We start from the raw sequence: 21,772 nt of genomic DNA on the forward strand, positions 1-21,772 counted from the left end.
ACAACGGCGACGTCGGTTGTCGTATTCCGCCTGCCCATGTGGCCGCAGCACACACCCACGACCACACTGTTCCCATGACTGCTGATGCTGTGAAGAGCGGGGAATACGACGTCGTGGTGATCGGCGCGGGCCCCGTCGGGGAGAACGTGGCCGACCGCGCCAGGGCCGCGGGGCTGAGCACCGCCGTGGTGGAGTCCGAACTCATCGGGGGCGAATGCTCGTACTGGGCGTGCATGCCCAGCAAGGCGCTGCTCCGCCCGGTCGTGGCCCGTGCCGACGCGCGCCACGTCCCGGGGCTGAGCGGAGCCGTGCGGGGACCGCTCGACGCGGACGCCGTCCTCGCCTACCGCGACGAGCAGACATCCCACTGGAAGGACGACGGCCAGGTCGGCTGGCTGGAGGGCATCGGCGCGGACATCTACCGCGGCAAGGGCCGGCTCACCGGCGTCCGGAAGGTCTCCGTCACCGGCCCTGACGGGTCCGAGCAGCACCTCACCGCCCGGTACGCCGTCGCCGTCTGCACCGGCAGCCGGGCCGTCGTCCCCGCCCTGCCCGGGATCGAGGACGTCCGTCCCTGGACGAGCCGCGAGGCGACCAGCGCCAAGGAGGTGCCCGGCCGCCTCGTCGTGGTCGGCGGGGGAGTGGTCGGTGTGGAGATGGCCACCGCCTGGCAAGGGCTCGGCGCCGAGGTGACGATGCTGATCCGCGGCAAGCGGCTGCTCCCCAAGATGGAACCCTTCGCGGGCGAACTCGTCGCCGAGGCCCTGACCGAGGCGGGGGTGACGATCCGTACCGGGGTGTCGGCCACCGCGGTGAGCCGGGCGGGGAAGGACGGACCGGTCACCGTCGAACTGGACGACGGCGGCCGGCTGGAGACCGACGAGATCCTCTTCGCCACCGGCCGTGCCCCGCGCACCGGCGACCTCGGCCTCGACACCGTGGGCCTGAAGCCCGGCTCCTGGCTCACCGCCGACGACAGCTGCCGCGTCGAGGACAGCGACTGGCTGTACGCGGTCGGCGACGTCAACCACCGTGCGCTGCTGACCCACCAGGGCAAGTACCAGGCCCGTATCGCCGGTGCCGCGATCGCCGCCCGCGCCCAGGGCGCGCCCCTGGAGACGGACCGCTGGGGCGCCCACGCGGCGACCGCCGACCACGCCGCCGTTCCCCAGGTCGTCTTCACGGACCCGGAGGCGGCCTCGGTCGGCCTCACGCTCGCGGAGGCGGAGTCCGCGGGCCACCGGGTACGGGCGGTCGACTACGACCTGGCCTCCGTGGCCGGCTCGGGACTGTACGCGAAGGGGTACAGGGGGCGCGCCCGGATGGTCGTCGACCTGGACCGCGAGGTCGTCCTCGGGGTCACCTTCGTCGGACCCGGCATCGGTGAACTGCTGCACTCCGCGACGATCGCGGTCGCGGGTGAGGTGCCGGTCGAGAGGCTGTGGCACGCGGTTCCGGCCTACCCGACGATCAGCGAGGTCTGGCTGCGGCTGCTGGAGACCTACAGGGGCTGATGCCGTCTGCTCGGACCCTGCTCTCCCGAAGACCGGCTGCGTCGACGTGACGGCTGGGCGCCTGCCGGTCAACGCCCGTTGCCGGGAGGGCCCCTGGGGGAGTGATCAGGCGAGGGTTCCAGGGCCAATAGGGTGACGTGCATGTCTGTCACGTTGAGCTCCACCAAGACCCGTGCCGCCCTCCGCGTTTCGGCACGGGTCTCAGGCGAGTTGCTTCTCATCCTTGTCATGACTGCGACGGCGATATGGCTGCTGGGCCGCATGTGGCCGGTCGTCTGGCCGCTTGTGGTCGGCCTGTTGCTCACCACACTGACCTGGCCCATAGCGCGCTTCCTGCGCCGACACGGGTGGCCACCGGCCCTCGCGGCCTCCGTGGTGACAGTGGCCTTCCTCCTGGTCGCCGTGGGGGCCGCGGCGCTGATCGCCGTACCGGTCGCCTCCCAGTCGGGTGAGCTGGCCGACGGCGTGGTGGACGGCATCCAGCAGCTGCGCGAGTGGGCCGCCGGACCCCCGCTCAACATCGGTGACGACCAGATCGCCGGCGCGTTCGACTCCGCGACCGCCCGCATCCAGGACAGCATCGGCAGCATGGTCACCACGCTCGTCACCGGGGTGAGCACGGTGGTCAACGGTGTGGTCACCGCCGTCCTGGCGGTCTTCCTGATGTTCTTCATGCTCAAGGACGGACCCCGCTTCCTGCCGTGGCTCGCCCGCCAGTTGCCCGGCCGGCTCGCCACCGACGTTCCGACCGTGGCCGAGCGCGGCTGGGAGACCCTGGGCGGGTTCGTCCGTTCCCAGGCGTACGTCGGTCTGCTCGACGCCGTCCTCATCGGGCTCGGACTGTGGATCGTGGGAGTGCCGCTGGTGCTTCCCCTGGCGGTGCTGACCTTCGTGTCCGCGTTCGTGCCGATCATCGGCGCGCTGTTCGCCGGTTTCGTCGCCGTTCTCATCGCCCTGGTGTCGAACGGGCCGACGGACGCGCTGATGGTGCTGGCGATCATCATCGTGGTGCAGCAGCTGGAGGGCAATGTGTTCCAGCCCATGATCCAGGGCCGTGGACTCGGTCTGCACGCCGCGGTGATCCTGCTGGCGGTGACACTGGGCGGCAGCCTGGCCGGCATCGTGGGCAGCCTGCTCGCCGTACCCGCCGCCGCGCTGATCGCGGTGGCCTGGAACTACCTGCGTGAGCAGCTCGGCGATCATCCGTTGCAGGAGCCGGAAACCCAGGCCTCGCCCAGTGGTGCGGTGGCCCCGCTGTAAGGTCCCCCGTTCCGTTCCGGAGGCAGCCGTCGTCCAGGGCTTCGGGCTGATCCCGGCGTCGCCGGATCCCAACACGCTTGATTACAGGCCGCGTTCCCGACGGCCGCACATGATGGGGTGTGGCGGCTGCCTGGGGCGCGGAGGCGTGTTCCGAACTTTGAACTCGCAGATGACAAAGTATGGACTTCCCCAGCAGAAGTCTCCTAGCCTGACGGGCGCCACGTAGGCGAAGTGCAGTTCAGCGGATCCGTACAGCCCGACCGGAGTGCGACCCCCTTCTGGAGGACCGATGCATCCACGGCTGTTCCCACGTGCCCGAAGACAGCTCACCACCCTGCTCGTCGGAGGATTCCTCGCGGGAGGCGTCTGGGCCGGCCCCCCGGCCGCCGCCGCGCCCGACGACATCCCGCCGCAGGAACCCGGAGTCACCCTGCGCGTCTTCGACACCCAGGTACCACTCAGCTCCCTGTGCACGCTCAAGCCGGGCCAGACGCCCAACCACGACAAGCTGATGCCCACCGTTGACTGGTCCACGGTCGATGATTTCGGGGGCTACGCGGACAACTTCGTGGCCGAGGTCTCGGGCTATCTGTCGGTCCCCGCCGACGGCACGTACGCCTTCCGCCTCAACAGCGACGACGGCTCGCGGCTCACCGTCGACGACCGGGAGGTCATCGACCACGACGGTCTGCACGGCGCCGAGCCCAAGGACGGATCCGCCCAGCTCACCGCAGGACTCCATCCGTTCCGTGTCGACTACTTCGAGCGGGGCGGCGAGCAGCAACTGACACTCGCGTGGAAGCCGCCGGGTGCCGGCGACTTCGGTGTCGTCCCGCGCGAGGCGCTGAGCACGGACGCGGGGGTCGTCCGGGTCACCGCGCCCGGCCGCAAGGAATGCGAATCCGGCACTGACAGCCCCGGTGACGGCCTGCCGCTCGCCGATGTGCGTCCCGACCTCGAACTCACCGATCTGCGACCGGACGGATTCGAGCCGCAGGTCACCGGAATGGACTGGCTGCCCGACGGACGTCTGGCCCTTTCCACCTGGGGCGGCTCCGAGAGCCGGACCGGCGAGGTGTATCTCCTCGACCACGTCACAGGTGAGACCAGCCACGACAAGGTGACGGTGAAGAAGGTCGCCGAGGGCCTGCGCGAGCCGATGGGCATCAAGTACGTCGACGGATCGCTGTACGTCTCGCAGAAGCACGAGCTGACCCAACTCGTCGACACCGACCAGGACTTCGTCACCGACGAGTACCGTACGGTCGCCACCTGGCCGTACGGCGGGAACTTCCACGAGTTCGCCTTCGGGCTGCTCTACCGTGACGGCTACTTCTACGTGAACCTGTCCGTCGCCATCAACTACGGCGGCGCGACCACCACTCCGCAGCCGGCTCCGGGCCGCGGCACCACGTACAAGGTCAGCAAGAAGACGGGCAGGATCCATCCGGTCGCGGGTGGCCTGCGGACGCCGAACGGGATCGGCTGGGGTCCTGGCGGCAGCATCTTCACCACCGACAACCAGGGCGGCTGGCTCCCGGCGTCGAAGCTCGTCCAGATCAAGCAGGACCGCTTCTTCAACCACTACACCGAGCCGTCGGGCCCGTTCGACGCGCGGCCCGTCACCCAGCCGGTGCTCTGGCTGCCCCAGAACGAGATCGCGAACTCTCCCAGCACACCACTCCTTCTGACGAAGGGCCGGTTCGCCGGCCAGATGCTGGTCGGTGACGTCACCTACGGCGGACTCCAGCGCGCCTACCTGGAAAAGGTGAAGGGCCAGTACCAGGGGGCAGTCTTCCGTTACACCCAGGGACTCGAGGCAGGTGTCAACCGCATCACCATGGGGCCCGACGGCGCGATATACGCGGGCGGACTCGGCGCCGACGGCAACTGGGGCCAGGAAGGGAAACTGAAGTTCGGCCTGCAGAAGCTCACGCCGAACGGCGGCAACACCTTCGACATCAAGGAGATGCGCGCCGTCCCCGGCGGATTCGACCTCGAATACACCCAGCCGCTCTCGGAGGCGACCGCGGCGGAGCTCACGTCCCGTTACCGGGCCGAGCAGTGGCGCTACACCCCGACGTCCGACTACGGCGGACCGAAGACCGGCGAGGAGCGGCTCGCCGTGAGCTCGGCGACCCTCGCCGCCGACGCCCGCACCGTGCGGCTGCGGCTCGACGGGCTCAAGCCCGGCAGGGTCGTACACCTCCGCTCGCCGCGCCCCTTCGCCTCCGTGTCCGGCGAGGCACTGTGGAGCACGGAAGCCTGGTACACGCTCAACGCCGTGCCCGGGAAGCAGCCGCCACCGGCGACGCTGTACGAGGCGGAGGAGGCACGGCTCACCGGCACGGCCGGCGTCGACACCGACCACACCGGGTACTCGGGCAGCGGCTTCGTCGACCGGTACGACACGGAGGGCAAGGGCGCCACGACGTTCGACGTGACAGTCCCCGCGGCCGGCGACTACGACGTGAACCTTCGCTATTCCAACGGTCCCAACCCCTTCCAGGGCACCAAGTCCCTCTCCCTCCACGTCAACGGGGAGAAGCTGAGACAGACGGAACTTGCCTCGACGGGCACCTGGGACACCTGGTCGACGCGGACCGAGCGGATCCGCCTGCGCGCGGGGCCCAACACCGTCTCGTACCGCTTCGATCCCGGCGACACCGGGCATGTCAACCTGGACCTGATCACCGTGCTCCCGCACGGTGCCCCCGTCCCCCTCTTCGACGGCACCACCGCCTCCCAGGAGCAGTGGCAGCACACGGACGGCCGACGCGTCGAATGGCCGTTGTCCGCCGAGCGATCGATGGAGGTGTGCTGCGGTGACATCCGCACCAAGGACGCCTACCAGGACTTCAGGCTGCGCCTGGAGTTCCGGGTGCCGCTCCTGCCGGACGACGTGACCGGGCAGGACCGCGGCAACAGCGGTGTCTATCTCCAGGACCGCTACGAGCTCCAGATCCTCGATTCGTACAAGGACACCACCCTCGACGCGAACGAGGCGGGGGCGATCTACCGGAAGAAGGCGCCGGACATCAACGCGGCCACGGCTCCGGAGACATGGCAGACGTACGACGTCACGTTCCGTGCGGCGCGGTTCGACGACAGCGGCGCCAAGACCGCCGGTGCGCGCGTGACGGTGGTGTGGAACGGACAGAAGGTCCACGACGACATCGTGATCGACGGACCGACCGGTGCGGGTCTGCCGGAGGGCCCGTCGGCCGGAGCGATCCGTCTCCAGGACCACGGGAACAAGGTGCGGTTCCGGAACATCCGGATCGAACCGCTGAGTTGAGACGGTGCGGTTCCGGGGCGGCCGGATCGAACCGCTGAGTCGGTCCCGGTTCCGCCGAGGCGCGGGGCACCTGCGAACCGTAGGCGCCCCGCGCGGATCTCCGTGTACAGCATGCGGGTGGGGTCCGGTCAGAAGGTGAAGACCGGTCCCTCGCCCAGACCTGCCCGCATCTCGCACGCGTTTGCGAAGGCGGTCGGCCAGGAGACGCTACGGCCCTGCCACACACCGGTCGCCTCAAGGGCGACGGGATCTCCGTGGGTACTGCCTTCGTGTGCTCCGGACGGCCGAGAAGGGGATCGCGGCCGTGACGAGCGCCCCGACGCCGACCATGGGTACGACCCACGTCCAGCCCGCGCCGTCACGCCAGGCGGAGTAGCCCGCGCCCAGGAAGACCGGGCCGACGAAACAGCAGATCGTGGCAAGGCCGGCTGGCCCACCAGCACACCGGCGTAGCCGCGCATCGCCCCTCCTCCGTACGCGCCCCGCGAACGGAGCGCTGATCGTCTCTCCTCGTCGCGGTGGGGGACGCCGGCCGAGGCCGCGGAGTTCCACCGGTGCCCTGGTCCTCGGGATCCGCAGGGTTTCCGGACACGTACGGCCGGGCGAGTCGTAGCACGATGACCGCCCCAACAGGACCGGCAAGAAGGTAAATTCGAACAATGAGATCACCCAGCGGCCCCGCCCCGCACCCGCCGAAGGGACAGGGCCGGCTCCTCGCAGTGAGCGATCTTCACGTCGGGATCGCCGACAACCGCCCCATCACCGACCAGCTGCACCCGTCGTCCGACGAGGACTGGCTCATCGTCGCGGGCGATGTGGCGGAACAGGCCGAAGAGGTCGAGCGCGCCCTCGAAACGCTGGCCGGGCGGTTCGCCCACGTGATCTGGACGCCGGGCAACCACGAGCTGTGGACCGTGGACAGGGACCCGGTGAAACTGCGCGGCCAAGCGCGGTACGAGCACCTCGTCGGGGTGTGCGCGGAGCTGGGTGTGACGAGCCCCGAGGACCCGTACCCGCGGTGGCAGGGAGCGGACGGACCCGTGGCCGTGGCCCCGGTGTTCCTGCTGTACGACTACACGTTCAGGGTCCCGGGGACGGCCACCAAGGAGGAGTCCCTGGCGCGGGCGCACGAGGCGGGGGTCGTCTGCACCGACGAATACCTGCTGCACCCGGATCCGTACCCGGCCCGCGACGACTGGTGCCGGGCGCGGGTCGCACTGACCGAGGAGCGGCTGGCCGCGCACGACCCCGAGGTCCCGCTTGTGATCGCGGGCCACTGGCCGCTGGTGCGCGAACCCACGTCGGTCATGTGGTACCCGGAATTCGCCCAGTGGTGCGGCACGGAACTCACCGCAGACTGGCACCGCCGCTTCAATGTCGCGGCCGTCGTCTACGGGCATCTGCACATCCCCCGCACGACCTGGTACGACGGTGTGCGGTTCGAGGAGGTCTCGATCGGCTACCCGCGGGAGTGGCGCAAGCGCGGGCACCCGCGCGGGCTGCTGCGGCAGATCCTTCCGTACGAGGGGGAGGGGGCTCCGGCGGGTCGGGGTCCTTCGGGGGCGTCCGGCGTCGCGCGCTCCGCACCCGGTTCACCCGGTTCACCCGGTTCGCCCGGTTCACCTGGTTCACCTGGTACTCCGGGGGATGCGGGCGCCGCGTCGTGATCGAACGGCTGCTTCCCGCGTACGTGGCGTGCGCGGACACGTACGAGACTGAGGCTCCGGCCGGAACCCTCTACCCGGAGGAGGCGCTGCTGGTCGCCACGAGCGTGGACCGGCGCAGGCACGAGTTCGCGGCCGTACGCGCCTGCGCGAGACGGGCCATGGCGACCCTCGGGCTGCCGCCGCAGCCGGTGCTGCGCGGCCACCGCGGCGTACCGCTGTGGCCTGCGGGGATCGTGGGCAGCATGACGCACTGCGACGGCTATCGTGCCGCGGTGATGGCCCGGGCGACCGACGTCCGCGCGCTCGGCATCGACGCCGAGCCGAACGAGCCGCTGCCGCCCGATGTGTGGGAGGCGGTGTCGCTGCCCTCGGAGCGGCGGCGGATCTACTCGGGGGCGTTGCCAGGGGTCTCCCCGGGGGCTTCCCCGGGGCTTTCTCCCGGGGCGGGGGGCGTGACGCCGCACTGGGACCGGCTGCTCTTCAGCGCCAAGGAGAGCGTGTTCAAGACGTGGTTCCCGATCACCCGGATCGAACTCGACTTCGACGAGGCCGACATCACGTTCCACCGGAGCTCCGAGGCCGCCACCGAAGGCACGTTCACCGCGGAGCTGCTGCGCCGGGCGCCGGGGATGCCGGTGTCGTACGAGGGGAAGTGGCTGGTCGACAACGGCATCGCGGTCACAGCGATCGCGCTTCCCCACGGCTGAGGGAACCGCGGTTGCCCGCCCGCCCCCTCCGGACCGTGCTCGGCGCACCGTGGAGGGTGCGGGCCGCTATCGGCCCAGCGGCCGGCCGCACCGAAGGTTCCAGCGGCCGGACCTTCCGCTGAGTTCGGTCAGGGTCAGCGGGGCGACATCCAGCCGCCAGAAGGTCTCCATCGGCAGACCCAGGGCATGGACCATCGCGGCGCGCACGACCGCCGGTTCGACGACCGCAAGCCGTCGGCCCACGCCCCAGGCCGGGGAATCCAGCAGCGTGCCCACCCGGGTGGTCAGGTCCAGCAGCGACTCGCCGCCGTGCGGAGCGGCCGAGGGGTCGGTGAGCCAGGCCGCCACCGCGTCCGGCTCGGCGGCGCTCACCTCGGAGAGCCGCCGGCCACGCCAGCGCCCCATGTCCCAGTCGCGGAGGGCGGATTCGGGGAGGGCGGGCTCGGCAGGCCCGGTCGTGCCGGCGAGCCCCAGCGCCTCGGCGGTCTGCCGGCAGGGGACGGAGGGGCCGTGCGCCCGGTGGTCGGCGGCAGGTACCGCACCGGCGGCAGCGGCGGCTGCGGCACTGCGCGCACCGGCCTCGTCCAAGGGCGCGTCGGCCTCGAAGCGGGCGTCCCGCAGCGCGGAGTTCATGGCCGGTGAGATCAACATCACCCGTACCGTCATCCTCTGCCTCCACTTCCCGGACAGGAGCCTTCTGCGTAGGCGCTTCATGGGAACACGGCCCGTCCCACGAGCCGTTGTCGGGGCCGACGCACCATGGCGGTGGCCGAACCGCAGGCGGTATGGTCGCGGCACCCATGACGAGGGTGAAACGGAAGTCCGGTGAGAATCCGGCACGGTCGCGCCACTGTGTACCCGCATCGCTGCGGGGAGTCAGACCCGGCACCTTCGTCTCAGGCACCACGACAGGGACGCGTGTTCCCACAGGAGGTTCTGCCATGGCACATTCTGCCGCCCCCACCACCGTCGCACCGGTCATCACGCCCATCTCGCCGAAGGCCATCGCACCCTGGGCCGTCTTCTTCGGCATCCTCATGCTCGTCCTGCTGTACTTCGTCGGAGCCGAACAGGGAGCCACCGCGGTCATCTCGGGCGAGGCCGTGCACGAGTGGGTCCACGACGGCCGTCACCTCCTCGGGTTCCCCTGCCACTGAGACTTCGGGAACCAGGGGAACGTCTCATGAACTCCGTATCGGTCAGAGCTCTGCTCATCCGCGGCATGCTGGCCGGCCTTCTGGCCGGCGCGCTCGCCCTTGCCGTGGCCTACTTCCTCGGTGAGTCGCGGGTGGACGCCGCCATCGCCCTGGAAGAGGCACAGGCACACACGCACGCCCACGAGCACGGCGAGGAACTGGTCACGCGCACGATGCAGGCCACCGGCGGTCTCGCCACCGGCGTCCTGGTCTTCGGCGTGGCCGTCGGCGGCATCGCCGCACTCGTCTTCTGCTACGCCCTGGGCCGCATCGGCTCCTTCGGCCCGCGGGCCACGGCAGCACTCGTCGCGGGGGGTGCCCTGCTGACGGTGTACGTCGTGCCCTTCCTGAAGTACCCGGCCAACCCGCCGGCGGTGGGGAACCCGGACACCATCGGGCAACGCACCGGGCTGTTCTTCCTGATGGTCGCGCTCAGTGTGCTGCTCGCGGTGGCCGCCGTCATCACCGGCAAGCGGCTCGCACCGCAGTTGGGCAACTGGAACACCACGATCACCGTGGGTGGGGCGTACGTCCTCCTCGTCGGGCTCGCGTACGTCTTCCTGCCCTCGTTCAACGAGGTCGGCGCGGACTTCCCCGCCAGTCTGCTGTGGGAGTTCCGGCTGGCGACACTCGCGGTCCAGGCGACCCTCTGGGTCAGCTTCGGTCTCGTGTTCGGCTACCTCACTGAACGGCTGCTGGTGCCGCGTCCGAGTGCTGGTGGTGAGGTGGCGGCCGACCGTGTCGCTGCCCGCTCGGCGGGTGCCATGAGCTGACCCTCACGCCTGCGACCGCACGATTGAGCCCGCCGGGGAGATATCCGGCGGGCTCAATCGTTGTGTGTCCGTGCCCGTGAGGTCCGGGGTATTCATGCAGGTCTTTCCTGGTTGATCCGGTCCGACAGGGTGGAACTCCGGCAGGTGGCACTCCAACAAGGTAGCGATGTTATCCACAGAAGATAGCGTTGCTACCGCATGAGTGCTAGCGTGGTCGTACCGGGTTCGTGGCAGCAGTCGCAGCCCCTGTTCCCAGGAGAAGCGTCATGACTGAACAGCACACCACCACCTCCGCGCGCCGGGTCGCTCTCGTCACCGGAGGGTCGCGGGGTATCGGCCGGGAGAGCGCCGAGAGGCTGGCCGCGGACGGCTTCGCCGTCGTCATCAACTACGCGGGCAATCGGACCGAGGCCGAGGCCGCGGTGGCGGCTGTGGTCGCCGCAGGTGGCGAGGCTGTCGCGCACCAGGCGGACGTCGCCGACGAGGTGGCCGTAGCCGCCCTCTTCGACGCGGCCGAGGAAGCGTTCGGCGGCATCGACGTGGTGGTCCACGCCGCGGGCGTCATGACGCTCGCCCCGCTGGTCGACACCGATCTGGACGCGCTGGACCGGATGCACCGCACCAACATCCGCGGCACCTTCGTCGTCGACCAGCAGGCGGCCCGCCGGCTGAGGAGCGGCGGGGCGATCATCAACTTCTCCAGTTCGGTGCTGTCGCTGTCCCTCCCCGGATACAGCGCCTATGCGGCCACCAAGGGCGCGGTCGAGGCCATGACGCTGATCCTGGCCCGCGAGCTGCGCGGCCGGGACATCACGGTCAACGCCGTCGCCCCCGGGCCGACGGCCACCGCGCTGTTCCTGGACGGCAAGGACGAGGAGACCGTCGCGCGGATGGCGGCCCAGCCGCCCCTGGAGCGGCTCGGCACACCACAGGACATAGCTGAGGTCGTGTCCTTCCTCGCCGGCCCGGCCCGCTGGGTGAACGGGCAGGTGCTGCGCGCCAATGGCGGCATCGTCTGACGCGGAGAGCCTCTTCTTCCCGTCCACCCTCGTCATCGCCTCACGGAGGAGCGCGGCCATGGGCAAGGTCATCGTGATCACCGGCGGAGGGGGCGGCTTCGGAGGGCCGGCGGTCAGAGGCCCGGCGCGCGCCGGGCACACGGTCCACATGGCGATGCGCGACACCCGGACGCGCACGGCGCAGGCGGAGCGTGTGGCCGCCGCCGCAGGCTGCGCGGCCGAACATCATGTGGATCTCCGGACCGTCGAGTTGGGCGTGCTGTCCCAGCGGTTGCAGTTCTACGAGAAGCGCTGCGCGGGTCCGACGGATCGGATATCCGGTCGCCCGGAAGACCTGGCGCTCGCCGTCGCCGACGCGCCGCAGATCGCCGGGGCCGTCGTCGAGGTGGTGGACGCCGAGCACGGGGAGCGGCCTTTCCGGATCCGATGTGGATCCGGCGGGCGACGGCAGGGAGGCCGTCAGTGTTCTCGCCGACCGGACCCGTGCCGAGTTCCTCGGCCGGATGGGGCTCGACGACTGCTGACTCTCGGGCCCGACGACCTGCCGGCTCCCCATGCCGCCGCCTGACCTGGGCCGTACACCGCTTGATAGCGTCCCTTCGATGAGTACACGAGCACGCATCCTCGAAGTCGCGGCCAGGCTGGTCGCCGAGTCGCCGGACGGGGACATCTCCACGCGAGCCGTGTGCGAGGCCGCGCAGGTCGGGGCGCCGGCCCTCTACCGGCACTTCGGCGACAAGGAAGGGCTGTTGTCGGCGGTGGTCGACCACGGCTTCGACGCCTACCTGGAGACCAAGCGGGAGCGCGGCGACACCTCTGATCCCATCGAGGACCTCCGTAGCGGCTGGGACAGTCACGTCGAGTTCGCCCTACGGAACCCGAACCTGTACCGGCTGATGAATTCCCCCGCGATGCGTACGCCACCGGCTTCCGCGGCCGAGTCCCACCGCATCCTCACCCGGGACCTGGAGCGGGCGGCGGAACAGGGGAGGCTGCGCGTCGCTCCTGCCCTCGCCGCCCAGATGATCATGTCGGCCACCACGGGCGTGGCGCTCATGCTCGTATCCCGCCCCGCGACCTTCTCCGACGCCGAGGCATCGACCCGCCTCCGCGATGCCGTGCACGCCGCAGTGTTCACGCCGGACGCGCGAACGAGCGCACCGCAGGACACGGAAGTCCCGTCCACCGCGGCTCGGTTGAGCGCCCTCCTTCGCCGGTCGCACGGATCCGGGCTCAGTACGGCGGAGTCGGCGATGATGACGGAGTGGCTGGACCGCGTGTCGAATTCGGCGTAGGAGAACGACTGCGGGAGCGCAACTTCCGGGGCGGAGGGTCCAGGCCTCGTAGTTCAGGCACTGGCCCTCCGCCCCGCTACCGCACCTCGTCCGGTCCGAAGTCGCCCGTCAGGGCGGCGGCCATCCGCAGGTGCGGGGCAGCCTCCGCGGACCGGCCCTGACGTTCGAGTGTGCGCCCGAGCATCAGCCGCGCGTAGTCCTCGACGGGGTCGAGCGCCAGCACCTCACGCAGCTCCGCCTCGGCCTTCGTCAGCCGCGCCGAGTGGTAGTAGGCGCGCGCCAGCAGCAGGCGGGGGGCGACCTGCTCCGGCACCTCCTCGACCAGCCCGCCGAGGATGCGCGCCGCGGTCATGTACTCCTTCGCCTCGAAGAACAGCTGCGCCCGGTCCCAGCGGTCGGCGGGCGTACCGAATTCGTAGTAGGTGTCGTCCACTTCTCCTCCTTGGCCGAAACGCTTGCAGATGCGTCAACACAGTAGAGTAGTTCAACATTCCACTAAAATTTCGGCGTGGGACCGGCGCTCCGTGTCCGCACGGGAATAGGTTGAACTCCATGAGCAATCTCGATCGCCAGGCCGCACTCTCCGTCTGTGGGGGACGGGGTTTCGTCGTCGCCGAACCGGTACGTGAACTCCTCACCCCGCGCCGGGTGCAGCTCGGCGAGTCCACGGAGGTCCGCAGGCTGCTGCCCAACCTCGGACGCCGGATGGTCGGAGCCTGGGCATTCGTGGATCACTACGGCCCCGACGACATCGCGGAGGAGCCCGGGATGCAGGTGCCCCCGCATCCGCACATGGGTCTGCAGACGGTCAGCTGGCTGCACGACGGCGAGGTGCTGCACCGGGACAGTCTGGGCAGCCTCCGGACGATCCACCCCCGTGAGCTGGGCCTCATGACATCCGGCAGGGCCATCAGCCACTCCGAGGAGAGCCCGAAGCCCCACGCCCGGTTTCTGCACGGCGCCCAGCTCTGGGTGGCCCTGCCCGACGCCCACAGGAACGTCGAACCCCACTTCCAGCACCACACCGACCTGCCGGCCGTCACGGCACCGGGCGTCACCGCCACCGTGATCCTCGGCGAACTCGACGGGGCTGCGTCACCCGGTACGGCCTACACCCCGATCGTCGGAGCCGATCTGGCCCTCGCCCGCGGTGCCGAGGCCCGGCTGCCCCTCGACCCCGACTTCGAGTACGCCGTGCTCTCGATGTCCGGCGAGGCCGAGGTCGACGGTGTCCCGGTGCTGCCGGGCTCGATGCTCTACCTCGGCTGTGGTCGCACGGAGCTTCCGTTGCGCGCCGCATCCGATGCGGGGCTGATGCTGCTCGGCGGTGAGCCGTTCGAGGAGGAGATCGTCATGTGGTGGAACTTCGTCGGGCGGTCCCATGAGGACATCGCACAGGCGCGTGCGGACTGGGTGGACGGTGCCCGGTTCGGGGAAGTGCATGGCTACGACGGAGGTCGGCTGCCTGCTCCTGAACTGCCGCCTGTGGCGCTGAAACCGCGGGGAAGGGTGCGCTGAGCTGCATTGATGTGGCCGGGGCCGGGCGCTCTCCTGGTCGCGGAAGCTCGGTTCCATACTCAGAAGCGGAATCGGTCCAGCGCTTCCCCGGAAGCTTCCGCCGCACGTGCCCAGGATTCCAAAGTGTGGTCGTGTGTGACCAGCTTCAGTAGACCTAACATGAGTAAGCGGTACACGGCCGAGTTCAAGCGGGACGCGGTCGCCTTGGTGTTGTCCTCGGAGGAGACGGTCACCGCGGTCGCGAGGGATCTGGGCGTGAGTCCGGAAGGGCTGCGCGGGTGGGTGACGCAGGCGAAGGTCGACCGCGGTGAGGGGCCCGCCGGGGCTTTGACCACTGCGGAGCGTGAGGAGTTGGTCCGGCTGCGGCGGAAGGTCCGCGAGCAGGAGGCCACGATCGAGGTTCTGGGAAAAGCGACCGCCTTCTTCGCTCAGGACAAGATGAGGTAGACACCGCGGCACGGTGTCGTTTCATCGATGCGGAGAAGGCGTCGGAGAGAAATCGCGCAGGTCACAGCCTTGCGCTCCTGTGCCGTGTGCTGGCGGTGCCCCGTTCCACCTACTACGCGCACAGGGCGTCACGGCCGGCCCGGATGGTGCGGGAGCGGGCCGAGGAGGTGCTGGTGGGCGAGATTTGGGTGCTTCACGCCGGATCTCGCGGCGCCTACGGGGCCCCGCGGGTACAGTCGAGCCCGGCACCGCCCTGAGCCTGCCAAGGCCCGCGAGTTGCTTCGACGCCCGACGCCTCCCGCTTCCGGGAGGCGTCCTACCTATCTCGCAGCCCGGACGTTTCAACACGATTGCGGGCCGGTGGCGCCGGCGACCTGATCCGAGGGCGGTCCGGCCGATGGGCCGGTCAGAAGGGGGCGCCGGGAGTGTAGGTGCCCCAGATCTCGCGCAACGCGTCGCACACCTCGCCCACGGTCGCCCCGACGGACAGGGCATCCTTCATCGGATACAGCACGCTGTCGTCCCCGGCCGCCGCCTTCTGCACGTCGGCCAGGTGGCGGTCCACCCGGTCCTGGTCCCGCCAGGCGCGGAGTTTGGCGAGGCGTTCGGCCTGCTGGGTCTCGATGGAAGGGTCGACGAGGAGCGGTTCGTAGGGCTCCTCCTCGTCGAGCTGGAAGCGGTTGACGCCGACGACGACCCGCTTGCCGGAGTCGGTCTCCTTCGCGATGCGGTAGGCGTTGTCCTCGATCTCCCGCTTTTGGAAGCCGTGTTCGATGGCGCCGACGGCCCCACCGAGGTCCTCGATCTTCCGCATCAGTTCCAGGGCCGCGCCTTCGATGTCGTCGGTCATCTTCTCGATGACATAGGACCCCGCGAAGGGGTCGACGGTGGCCGTCGCGTCCGTCTCGTACGTCAGGACCTGCTGGGTGCGCAGTGCGAGGTGGGCGGATCTGTCCGTCGGCAGGGCGATGGCTTCGTCGAAGGAGTGGGTGTGCAGTGACTGGGTGCCGCCCAGGACCGCGCCCAGTCCCTGCACGGCGACGCGGACCAGGCTGGTCTCGGGCTGCTGGGCGGTGAGCTGGACGCCGGCGGTCTGGGTGTGGAAGCGCAGCATCAGCGACTTGGGGTTCTCCGCGCCGAACTCCTTCTTCATCACCCGGGCCCAGATCCGGCGCGCGGCGCGGAACTTGGCGACCTCTTCGAGGATCGTCGTACGGGCTACGAAGAAGAAGGAGAGCCGCGGCGCGAAGTCGTCCACGTCCATGCCGGCCGCCACGGCGGTGCGGACGTACTCGATGCCGTCCGCGAGGGGGAACGCGATCTCCTGCGCGGGCGAGGCACCCGCCTCCGCCATGTGGTAGCCGGAGATCGAGATGGTGTTCCACCTCGGGATCTCGGCACGGCAGTACTTGAAGATGTCGACGATCAGCCGCAGCGAAGGCTTCGGCGGGAAGATGTACGTGCCCCGGGCGATGTACTCCTTGAGCGCATCGTTCTGGATCGTGCCCGTCAGCATCTCCGCCGCCACGCCCTGCTCCTCCGCGACCAGTTGGTAGAGCAGGAGGAGGAGCGCGGCGGGGGCGTTGATGGTCATGGAGGTGCAGACCTCGTCCAGCGGAATCCCGGCGAACAGGACGCGCATGTCGTCGATCGAGTCGATCGCCACGCCGGCCTTGCCGACCTCGCCGGAGGCGATCGGGGCGTCCGAGTCGTGCCCCATCTGGGTCGGCAGGTCGAACGCGACCGACAGGCCCGTGGTGCCGTTGGCGATCAGCTGCTTGTACCGGGTGTTGGACTCGCTGGCGGTGCCGAAACCGGCGTACTGGCGCATCGTCCACGGTCGGCCGGTGTACATCGACGGGTACACGCCCCGCGTGAAGAGACACTTCCCCGGTTCACCCAGCTTCTCGGCCGGGTCCCAGCCCGCCTGGGCGCCGGGCCCGTGGACCGGTTGGATGGGCAGTCCGGATTCGGAGGAGCGAGGTCGGTTCGTCACCACGGGTTCACGTCCTCAGTTGTCGTCGTCGTGCGGGGCGGACGACGCTGCCCCTCCCGTACGTGGGCCTGGCGCCCCCGCGGTACCTGGCGCCCGGCCCGTACGGGACCGCGCCGCGAGCGCGGAACAGATCAGCCGGTGACGTGGATGGACCGTGACGGGCACAGTTCCGCCGCACGGTGCACGTCGTCCAGCAGCTCCGCCGCGGGCCTGTCCTGGAGGACGACGACGAGACCGTCGTCGTCCTGGTCAAAGACCTCGGGGCTGAGCATCGCGCACTGGCCGGCGCCCACGCACCGGTCGTGGTCCGTGGTGACACGCATGACAGGGATTCCGATCGGTTCGGCCGTCACCAGGTGACGGGCAGTTCGTAGGCGCCGTAGACCATGGCGTCGTCCTTGAAACGTAGTTCCTCCCTCGGCACGGCCAGCCGGAGGCCCGGAACGCGGCGCAGCAGGGTGCCGTACACGATCTCCAACTCCGCGCGGGCGAGGTTCGCGCCCATGCACTGGTGGATCCCGTATCCGAAGGCGAGGTGACTGCGCGCCTCCTTGCGGTGGAAGTCGAGGGTGCCGGGGTCCGCGAAGACCGCCTCGTCGTGGTCGGCGGCGTTGTTCAGCGCGAGGATGCCCTCACCGGCGCGGATGGTGACTCCGCCCACCTCGATGTCCTCCACGGCGACACGGGCGGTGCCCGAGTCCGAGATGGAGAAGACGCGCAGCAACTCCTCGATCGCGTTCGGCAGCAACGTGTCGTCTGCCCGCAGCTCCGCCAGGTGGTCCGGGTGTTCCAGCAGCGCCAGCACACCGAGCGCGATCATGTTGGCCGTCGTCTCGTGGCCGCCCACCAGCATCATCCGGGCCATGGTCACCACGTCGGTGTGGTCGGCGGCCTGCTCGGCGCGGTTCTTCTCCAGGAACCGGCTAATCAGGTCGTCGCCCGGCTCGGTCTCCTTGAGGGTGACCAGCTCGTCGAGGTACATGTCCAGGGCCTGCACCGCCGCCCCGTACTCCTCGGGGCCGAGGTCGTGGTTCATCATGGCCGCCGACCACTCCTCGAACCGGGCGTGGTCCTCGTAGGGGACGCCGAGCAGTTCGCAGATGGTCAGGGACGGCACCGGCAGAGCGAGGGCCGCAACCAGGTCCACCGGGCCGTCCGCGGCCAACATGGCGTCGATACGCTCGTCGACGATCTGCTGGATCCGCGGTCGCATCTCCTTCACCCGCCGTGCCGTGAACTCCGGTATCAGCATGCGGCGTTGCGCGGTGTGGTCCGGCGGGTCCATGGACAGCATCATGAGCCGGACATGGGCCAGCATCTCCTCGGAGATGTGGAACTGGTGCGGGTAGCCGGGACGCTTGAGGTTGCTGCTCACCCGCGGATCGCCGAGCACCTGCTTGACGTGCTCGTGCCTGGTCACCAGCCAGGTCGGCTTGCCGTTCACCTTGAGCGAGGCGCGGGACACGGGCTCCTTCGCGCGCAGTTCGGCGTACTCGCCCGGCTCGCTGAACGGGCAGGCGCGTCGCATCGGGAACTGGGGATGCGGCGACGCCGTGTCGGGCGCCGGGTCGGCGGACTGGGTCATGGTGTGCCCTGCTTTCTTGATCGTGGTTCCAACTGGTCACTCGTAAGATCAGCGGGACCCGGGGGCTCTGGGTATGGCTGTCATGGCTGCGCCGTGAGATGGCTGGAGAGGCTTGGCCGCCCGGAGCTCCGCGACGACTCGACCGCCAAGTGGGAGATGCGACCCGATCGCTGTGCAGGGCAACGTCGGCGAGGTCGTCTGCTGGGCATGTGATGGGCGACGAGCTGGCGGAGGTGACCGTGCCCCGGATATGGGCCGGAGTGGACATCGGGGAGGAGCACCACCACTGCGTGGTGATCAACGCGGACGGCGAACGCCTGCTGTCCCGCCGGGTCCTGAACGACGAGACGGTACTGCTGGAACTGATCGGGGACGTCCTGACCCTCGACACCGACGTGCTGTGGGCCGTCGACCTCAACCACGGCGGAGCCCTGATCGAGGCCCGGTTTCGCGAGCACCCGCACGCCGAGGTGATCGTCAGCCTGCCTGGCATGGGCAAGCTGTTGGGAGCCGTGTTCCTCGCTGCCACCGGCGGCGACATGGACGCCTTCGGAAGCGCCGACCGGCTCGCCGGCTTCGCCGGCCTGGCTCCGGCCCCGCGCGCCTCCGGGCGCGTCAGCGGGAACCTCCGCAGACCCCGGCGCTTCCGCCGTGCGCTGCTCAACGCGATGTATCTTTCCGCGCTGTCGAGCCTGAAGAGCTGTCCGGCCACGAAGTCCTACTACGCGCGCGAACGCGCCGAGGGGAAAGGGCACGAGCAGGCGCTGCTGGCACTCGCGCGCCGCCGCATCAATGTCTTGTGGGCCATGATCCATGACGGTGTGTGCTATCAAGATGCACCCGCTGTCACGGCAGCGGCTTGACATCAGTATGGGGAAGCCTCTCGAACGGAACGGTGGGGAAAGGGATGCGCGGCCGGGCGTTCGGCGTCACCAGGTGACGGGCAGCTCGTACAGGCCCCAGACGATGGCGTCGTCCTTGAACCGCAGTTCCTCGGCCGGCGTGGCCAGGCGCAGCGTCGGTACCCGGCGCAGCAGCGTGGAGTAGACGACGTCGAGCTCCATCCGGGCCAGGTTCTGACCGACGCACTGATGGACGCCGTACCCGAAGGCCACATGACTGCGGGCCTCGCGGCGCACGTCCAGCCGGTCCGCATCGGGGAAGACGGCCTCGTCGTGGTTGGCGGCGTTGTTCAGCGGCAGGATGCCGTCGCCCGCGCGGATGGTGACATCGCCCAGCTCGATGTCCTCCATGGCCACGCGTGCCGTGCCGGCGTCCGAGATGGAGAACAGCCGCAGCAGTTCCTCGACCGCGCGCGGCATCAGGTCGGGGTCCTCGCGCACGTCGGCGAGCTGGTCCGGGTGCTCCAGCAGGGCCAGCACACCCAGTGCGATCATGTTCGCGGTGGTCTCGTGACCGGTGACCAGCATCAGCTTGGACATGCTGACGATGTCCGAGTGCTCCACCGCCGGGGTCCCCCGGTTGAACTCGATCAGCCGGCTGATCATGTCGTCGCCGGGCTCGCTCTCCTTGGCGGTGACCAGCCCGTCGACGTAGCGGTCCAGTTCGTAGTGGGCGATGCCTCGTTCCTCGTCGCTGACCTCGTGGTTCATGATGGCCCACGCCCACTGCTCGAACCGGGCGTGGTCCTCGTAGGGGACGCCGAGCAGTTCGCAGATCACCAGGGACGGCACCGGCAGCGCGAGGGCCGTGACGAGATCCACCGGACTGTCGCAGCCCTTGGCGAGCATGTCGTCGATCTGCTGGTCCACGAGCTGCTGCACCCGGGTGCGCAGTTCGCGCATGCGGCGCACACTGAACTCCGCCGCCAGCATGCGACGTTGCACCGTGTGATCGGGCGGGTCCATGGACAGGAAGGTGAGCGGCACCGACTGGAGCGTCTCCTCCGGCACCGGCACCTGGAGCGGGTAGCCGGGCAGCTTCAGATTGGCGCTCACCCGCGGGTCACCGAGCAACTTCTTGTACAGGTCGTGGCGGGTGACCAGCCAGGTCGGCTTGCCGTTCACCTTCAGCTGCGCCCGGGAGACCGGTTCGTTCTCGCGCAGTCCGGTGTAGGCGGCGGGAGGACTGAAGGGGCAGGCCCGGCGCATCGGGAACTCCGGGAGGGCGTCCTGGTCGGCCGCTTCGGCAGGTGCAGTCATGGTGTCCTCTTCACACGGGAGGGAGCGGGACGCGCCGTTCACCAGGGGAGGCTCCGGGCTCGGCGCCGGCGCGGTCCGCCGGCCCGTTTCCCGCACGCTAAGGAGCGCGGCCGGGGGCGGCCCACCCCTACGCGCCCCTAGCGGCACGGGCCCCTGTGGGGTGCGGCCGTGGCCCTCGTCACCCCCCCTGCCACTAGGGGCGGTTAGGGGTCCGTCGAACGTCAGGGCGACGGTTAGCGTCGGCTGCGGACCACGGCGGAAGCACCGTTCGCCCGGCGCCACCACGCTCCGCGGTCCCGGCCGGATCTCCCTGACCGGACGGCCGCCGCACTCCGCAGCCGAGTAGAGGTGATCAGCGTGGCCCCGAAACCCAGTGCGCAGGGTCTTGTACCCAGCGTCAAGGGCACCGTCCCCTTCAGGGAGTACCGGACCTGGTACCGGGTGACCGGCGAACTCGGTACGGGCCGCCCGGCGGTCGTCGTCGTGCACGGGGGACCCGGCAGCACGCACGACTACCTGCTGCAGCTGGCCCGCCTCACCGAGCACGGCTGGCCGGTCGTCCACTACGACCAGCTGGGCAACGGCGGCTCCACCCATCTGCCCGAGAGCACACCGGACTTCTGGACGGTCGACCTCTTCCTCGACGAACTCGACAACCTCGTACGGGAACTGGGCATCGCGGAGGACTACGTCCTGTTCGGCCAGTCCTGGGGAGGCCCGCTGTGTGCCCGGCACGCGATGGGCCGCCCGCCGGGCCTGCGCGGCCTGGTCGTCGCCAACGCGCCCGCCTCGTACCCCATCTGGCTGGAGGAGATGGCCCGGCTGCGGGCCTCCCTGCCGCCGGACGTGCAGGAGACCCTGGTGCGGCACGAGACGGCCGGCACGTACGACACCGAGGAGTACCTGGCCGCGATGCGTGTCTTCTACGACCGCCACGTGTGCCGCCTCGCCCCGTGGCCCCGCGACTTCCTCTCCTCCTTCATGGAGATCTACAACGACCCGACGGTCTACTACGCGATGAACGGGCCCACCGAGTTCCACGTGATCGGCTCCCTCAAGGACTGGTCGATCGTCGACGAACTGGACACCATCCGCACTCCCACCCTGCTCCTGAGCGGACGCCATGACGAGGCCACCCCGGCCGTCGTCCAGCCCTACATGGACCGTGTCCCCGGGGCCCGCTGGGAGATCTTCGAGGAGTCCAGCCACCTGCCGCACCTGGAGGAACCGGACCGGTTCTTCGAGGTGCTCACCGACTTCCTCGCCGGCCTGTGACACGCCGCGCCGCGTCGCCGGCCCGAGCGTCGCGCACCACTGTGAAAGGGGGCGGGGACA

At 69.8% G+C, this 21,772-nt stretch carries 20 protein-coding genes and 1 riboswitch; of the genes, 14 read left to right on the forward strand and 6 right to left on the reverse strand.

The genetic code is table 11. The features are described 5' to 3' along the window. Positions 1–74 precede the first annotated feature (74 nt). The 5 genes from OG524_RS34035 (at position 75) to OG524_RS34055 (ending at position 8,446) form a co-directional block, all read left to right on the forward strand. A complete protein-coding gene (locus OG524_RS34035) occupies positions 75–1,514 on the forward strand; it encodes a dihydrolipoyl dehydrogenase family protein (RefSeq protein ID WP_405386462.1) in 1,440 nt (479 codons plus the stop codon). A 141-nt stretch (positions 1,515–1,655) separates the two neighbouring features. Further along, positions 1,656–2,774, forward strand: coding sequence for an AI-2E family transporter (locus tag OG524_RS34040; protein ID WP_405386460.1), 1,119 nt, complete (start codon positions 1,656–1,658; stop codon positions 2,772–2,774). Positions 2,775–3,063: 289 nt separating this feature from the next. After that, positions 3,064–6,072, forward strand: coding sequence for a family 16 glycoside hydrolase (locus tag OG524_RS34045; RefSeq protein WP_405812292.1), 3,009 nt, complete (start codon positions 3,064–3,066; stop codon positions 6,070–6,072). 659 nt (positions 6,073–6,731) lie between these two features. Continuing rightward, a complete protein-coding gene (locus OG524_RS34050) occupies positions 6,732–7,739 on the forward strand; it encodes a metallophosphoesterase family protein (protein ID WP_405812293.1) in 1,008 nt (335 codons plus the stop codon). Further along, positions 7,736–8,446 (forward strand): 4'-phosphopantetheinyl transferase, encoded by a 711-nt coding sequence (locus OG524_RS34055; RefSeq protein ID WP_405386456.1) that lies wholly within the window; start codon positions 7,736–7,738, stop codon positions 8,444–8,446. Before OG524_RS34050 ends, OG524_RS34055 begins: the two co-directional genes overlap by 4 nt. A 66-nt stretch (positions 8,447–8,512) precedes the next feature. Here the strand turns inward: OG524_RS34055 and OG524_RS34060 are convergent, their stop codons facing one another. Continuing rightward, positions 8,513–9,112, reverse strand: coding sequence for a histidine phosphatase family protein (locus tag OG524_RS34060; protein WP_405386454.1), 600 nt, complete (start codon positions 9,110–9,112; stop codon positions 8,513–8,515). A 109-nt stretch (positions 9,113–9,221) separates the two neighbouring features. Continuing rightward, a riboswitch (cobalamin riboswitch) is annotated at positions 9,222–9,351 on the forward strand. Positions 9,352–9,387: 36 nt separating this feature from the next. Here OG524_RS34060 and OG524_RS34065 point away from each other — a divergent pair. The 5 genes from OG524_RS34065 to OG524_RS34085 all read left to right on the forward strand — a co-directional run bounded on the left by OG524_RS34065 (position 9,388) and on the right by OG524_RS34085 (position 12,729). Beyond that, positions 9,388–9,603: a CbtB-domain containing protein gene (locus OG524_RS34065; RefSeq protein WP_405386451.1), complete on the forward strand. Its 216-nt coding sequence runs from the start codon at positions 9,388–9,390 to the stop codon at positions 9,601–9,603. Between the two features lie 26 nt (positions 9,604–9,629). Continuing rightward, positions 9,630–10,415, forward strand: a complete 786-nt coding sequence (locus OG524_RS34070; RefSeq protein WP_405386449.1) for a CbtA family protein — start codon at positions 9,630–9,632, stop codon at positions 10,413–10,415. A 266-nt stretch (positions 10,416–10,681) separates the two neighbouring features. Then, on the forward strand, positions 10,682–11,434 hold the full coding sequence (locus OG524_RS34075; RefSeq protein WP_405812294.1) for an SDR family oxidoreductase: 753 nt from the start codon (positions 10,682–10,684) through the stop codon (positions 11,432–11,434). A gap of 58 nt (positions 11,435–11,492) precedes the next feature. Next, on the forward strand, positions 11,493–12,002 hold the full coding sequence (locus OG524_RS34080; protein WP_405812295.1) for a hypothetical protein: 510 nt from the start codon (positions 11,493–11,495) through the stop codon (positions 12,000–12,002). Positions 12,003–12,036: 34 nt separating this feature from the next. Continuing rightward, the gene (locus tag OG524_RS34085; RefSeq protein ID WP_405386443.1) at positions 12,037–12,729 is read left to right on the forward strand and encodes a TetR/AcrR family transcriptional regulator; all 693 of its coding nucleotides are present in this window, start codon (positions 12,037–12,039) and stop codon (positions 12,727–12,729) included. A gap of 76 nt (positions 12,730–12,805) precedes the next feature. Here the strand turns inward: OG524_RS34085 and OG524_RS34090 are convergent, their stop codons facing one another. After that, a complete protein-coding gene (locus OG524_RS34090) occupies positions 12,806–13,162 on the reverse strand; it encodes a tetratricopeptide repeat protein (protein WP_405386442.1) in 357 nt (118 codons plus the stop codon). A 119-nt stretch (positions 13,163–13,281) separates the two neighbouring features. Between OG524_RS34090 and OG524_RS34095 the strand changes: the two genes are divergently transcribed. Together OG524_RS34095 and OG524_RS34100 are read left to right on the forward strand one after the other, a co-directional pair. Continuing rightward, entirely contained in the window at positions 13,282–14,247 is a 966-nt protein-coding gene (locus tag OG524_RS34095) for a pirin family protein (protein WP_405812296.1), read from the forward strand. A 159-nt stretch (positions 14,248–14,406) separates the two neighbouring features. Further along, positions 14,407–14,694, forward strand: a complete 288-nt coding sequence (locus OG524_RS34100) for a transposase (RefSeq protein WP_405386438.1) — start codon at positions 14,407–14,409, stop codon at positions 14,692–14,694. A gap of 406 nt (positions 14,695–15,100) precedes the next feature. On the opposite strand, the gene OG524_RS34105 is transcribed toward OG524_RS34100, so the two are convergent. The 3 genes from OG524_RS34105 to OG524_RS34115 all read right to left on the reverse strand — a co-directional run bounded on the left by OG524_RS34105 (position 15,101) and on the right by OG524_RS34115 (position 18,275). Continuing rightward, positions 15,101–16,690 (reverse strand): methylmalonyl-CoA mutase, encoded by a 1,590-nt coding sequence (locus tag OG524_RS34105; protein ID WP_405812297.1) that lies wholly within the window; start codon positions 16,688–16,690, stop codon positions 15,101–15,103. A 131-nt stretch (positions 16,691–16,821) separates the two neighbouring features. Then, positions 16,822–17,013 (reverse strand): ferredoxin, encoded by a 192-nt coding sequence (locus OG524_RS34110; protein WP_403922155.1) that lies wholly within the window; start codon positions 17,011–17,013, stop codon positions 16,822–16,824. 26 nt (positions 17,014–17,039) lie between these two features. Beyond that, positions 17,040–18,275, reverse strand: a complete 1,236-nt coding sequence (locus OG524_RS34115) for a cytochrome P450 (RefSeq protein ID WP_405386434.1) — start codon at positions 18,273–18,275, stop codon at positions 17,040–17,042. Positions 18,276–18,487: 212 nt separating this feature from the next. Between OG524_RS34115 and OG524_RS34120 the strand changes: the two genes are divergently transcribed. After that, positions 18,488–19,138, forward strand: coding sequence for a transposase (locus OG524_RS34120; protein WP_405386432.1), 651 nt, complete (start codon positions 18,488–18,490; stop codon positions 19,136–19,138). Between the two features lie 66 nt (positions 19,139–19,204). Here the strand turns inward: OG524_RS34120 and OG524_RS34125 are convergent, their stop codons facing one another. Beyond that, a complete protein-coding gene (locus OG524_RS34125) occupies positions 19,205–20,437 on the reverse strand; it encodes a cytochrome P450 (RefSeq protein ID WP_405386431.1) in 1,233 nt (410 codons plus the stop codon). Positions 20,438–20,794: 357 nt separating this feature from the next. Between OG524_RS34125 and OG524_RS34130 the strand changes: the two genes are divergently transcribed. Continuing rightward, a complete protein-coding gene (locus tag OG524_RS34130) occupies positions 20,795–21,712 on the forward strand; it encodes a proline iminopeptidase-family hydrolase (protein WP_405812298.1) in 918 nt (305 codons plus the stop codon). Positions 21,713–21,772 lie beyond the last annotated feature (60 nt).

Source organism: Streptomyces sp. NBC_01520 (genome assembly GCF_045040375.1).
Classification (GTDB): domain Bacteria; phylum Actinomycetota; class Actinomycetes; order Streptomycetales; family Streptomycetaceae; genus Streptomyces.

Bases quoted from the DNA above. Each gene is read 5' to 3' on its own strand.
- OG524_RS34050 (WP_405812293.1), top strand. From the start codon at position 6,732: ATGAGATCACCCAGCGGCCCCGCCCCGCACCCGCCGAAGGGACAGGGC.
- OG524_RS34110 (WP_403922155.1), bottom strand. From the start codon at position 17,013: ATGCGTGTCACCACGGACCACGACCGGTGCGTGGGCGCCGGCCAGTGC.
- OG524_RS34040 (WP_405386460.1), top strand. From the start codon at position 1,656: ATGTCTGTCACGTTGAGCTCCACCAAGACCCGTGCCGCCCTCCGCGTT.
- OG524_RS34100 (WP_405386438.1), top strand. From the start codon at position 14,407: ATGAGTAAGCGGTACACGGCCGAGTTCAAGCGGGACGCGGTCGCCTTG.
- OG524_RS34080 (WP_405812295.1), top strand. From the start codon at position 11,493: ATGGGCAAGGTCATCGTGATCACCGGCGGAGGGGGCGGCTTCGGAGGG.
- OG524_RS34095 (WP_405812296.1), top strand. From the start codon at position 13,282: ATGAGCAATCTCGATCGCCAGGCCGCACTCTCCGTCTGTGGGGGACGG.
- OG524_RS34085 (WP_405386443.1), top strand. From the start codon at position 12,037: ATGAGTACACGAGCACGCATCCTCGAAGTCGCGGCCAGGCTGGTCGCC.
- OG524_RS34045 (WP_405812292.1), top strand. From the start codon at position 3,064: ATGCATCCACGGCTGTTCCCACGTGCCCGAAGACAGCTCACCACCCTG.
- OG524_RS34115 (WP_405386434.1), bottom strand. From the start codon at position 18,275: ATGACCCAGTCCGCCGACCCGGCGCCCGACACGGCGTCGCCGCATCCC.
- OG524_RS34060 (WP_405386454.1), bottom strand. From the start codon at position 9,112: ATGACGGTACGGGTGATGTTGATCTCACCGGCCATGAACTCCGCGCTG.
- OG524_RS34125 (WP_405386431.1), bottom strand. From the start codon at position 20,437: ATGACTGCACCTGCCGAAGCGGCCGACCAGGACGCCCTCCCGGAGTTC.
- OG524_RS34035 (WP_405386462.1), top strand. From the start codon at position 75: ATGACTGCTGATGCTGTGAAGAGCGGGGAATACGACGTCGTGGTGATC.
- OG524_RS34075 (WP_405812294.1), top strand. From the start codon at position 10,682: ATGACTGAACAGCACACCACCACCTCCGCGCGCCGGGTCGCTCTCGTC.
- OG524_RS34065 (WP_405386451.1), top strand. From the start codon at position 9,388: ATGGCACATTCTGCCGCCCCCACCACCGTCGCACCGGTCATCACGCCC.
- OG524_RS34070 (WP_405386449.1), top strand. From the start codon at position 9,630: ATGAACTCCGTATCGGTCAGAGCTCTGCTCATCCGCGGCATGCTGGCC.
- OG524_RS34120 (WP_405386432.1), top strand. From the start codon at position 18,488: ATGGGCGACGAGCTGGCGGAGGTGACCGTGCCCCGGATATGGGCCGGA.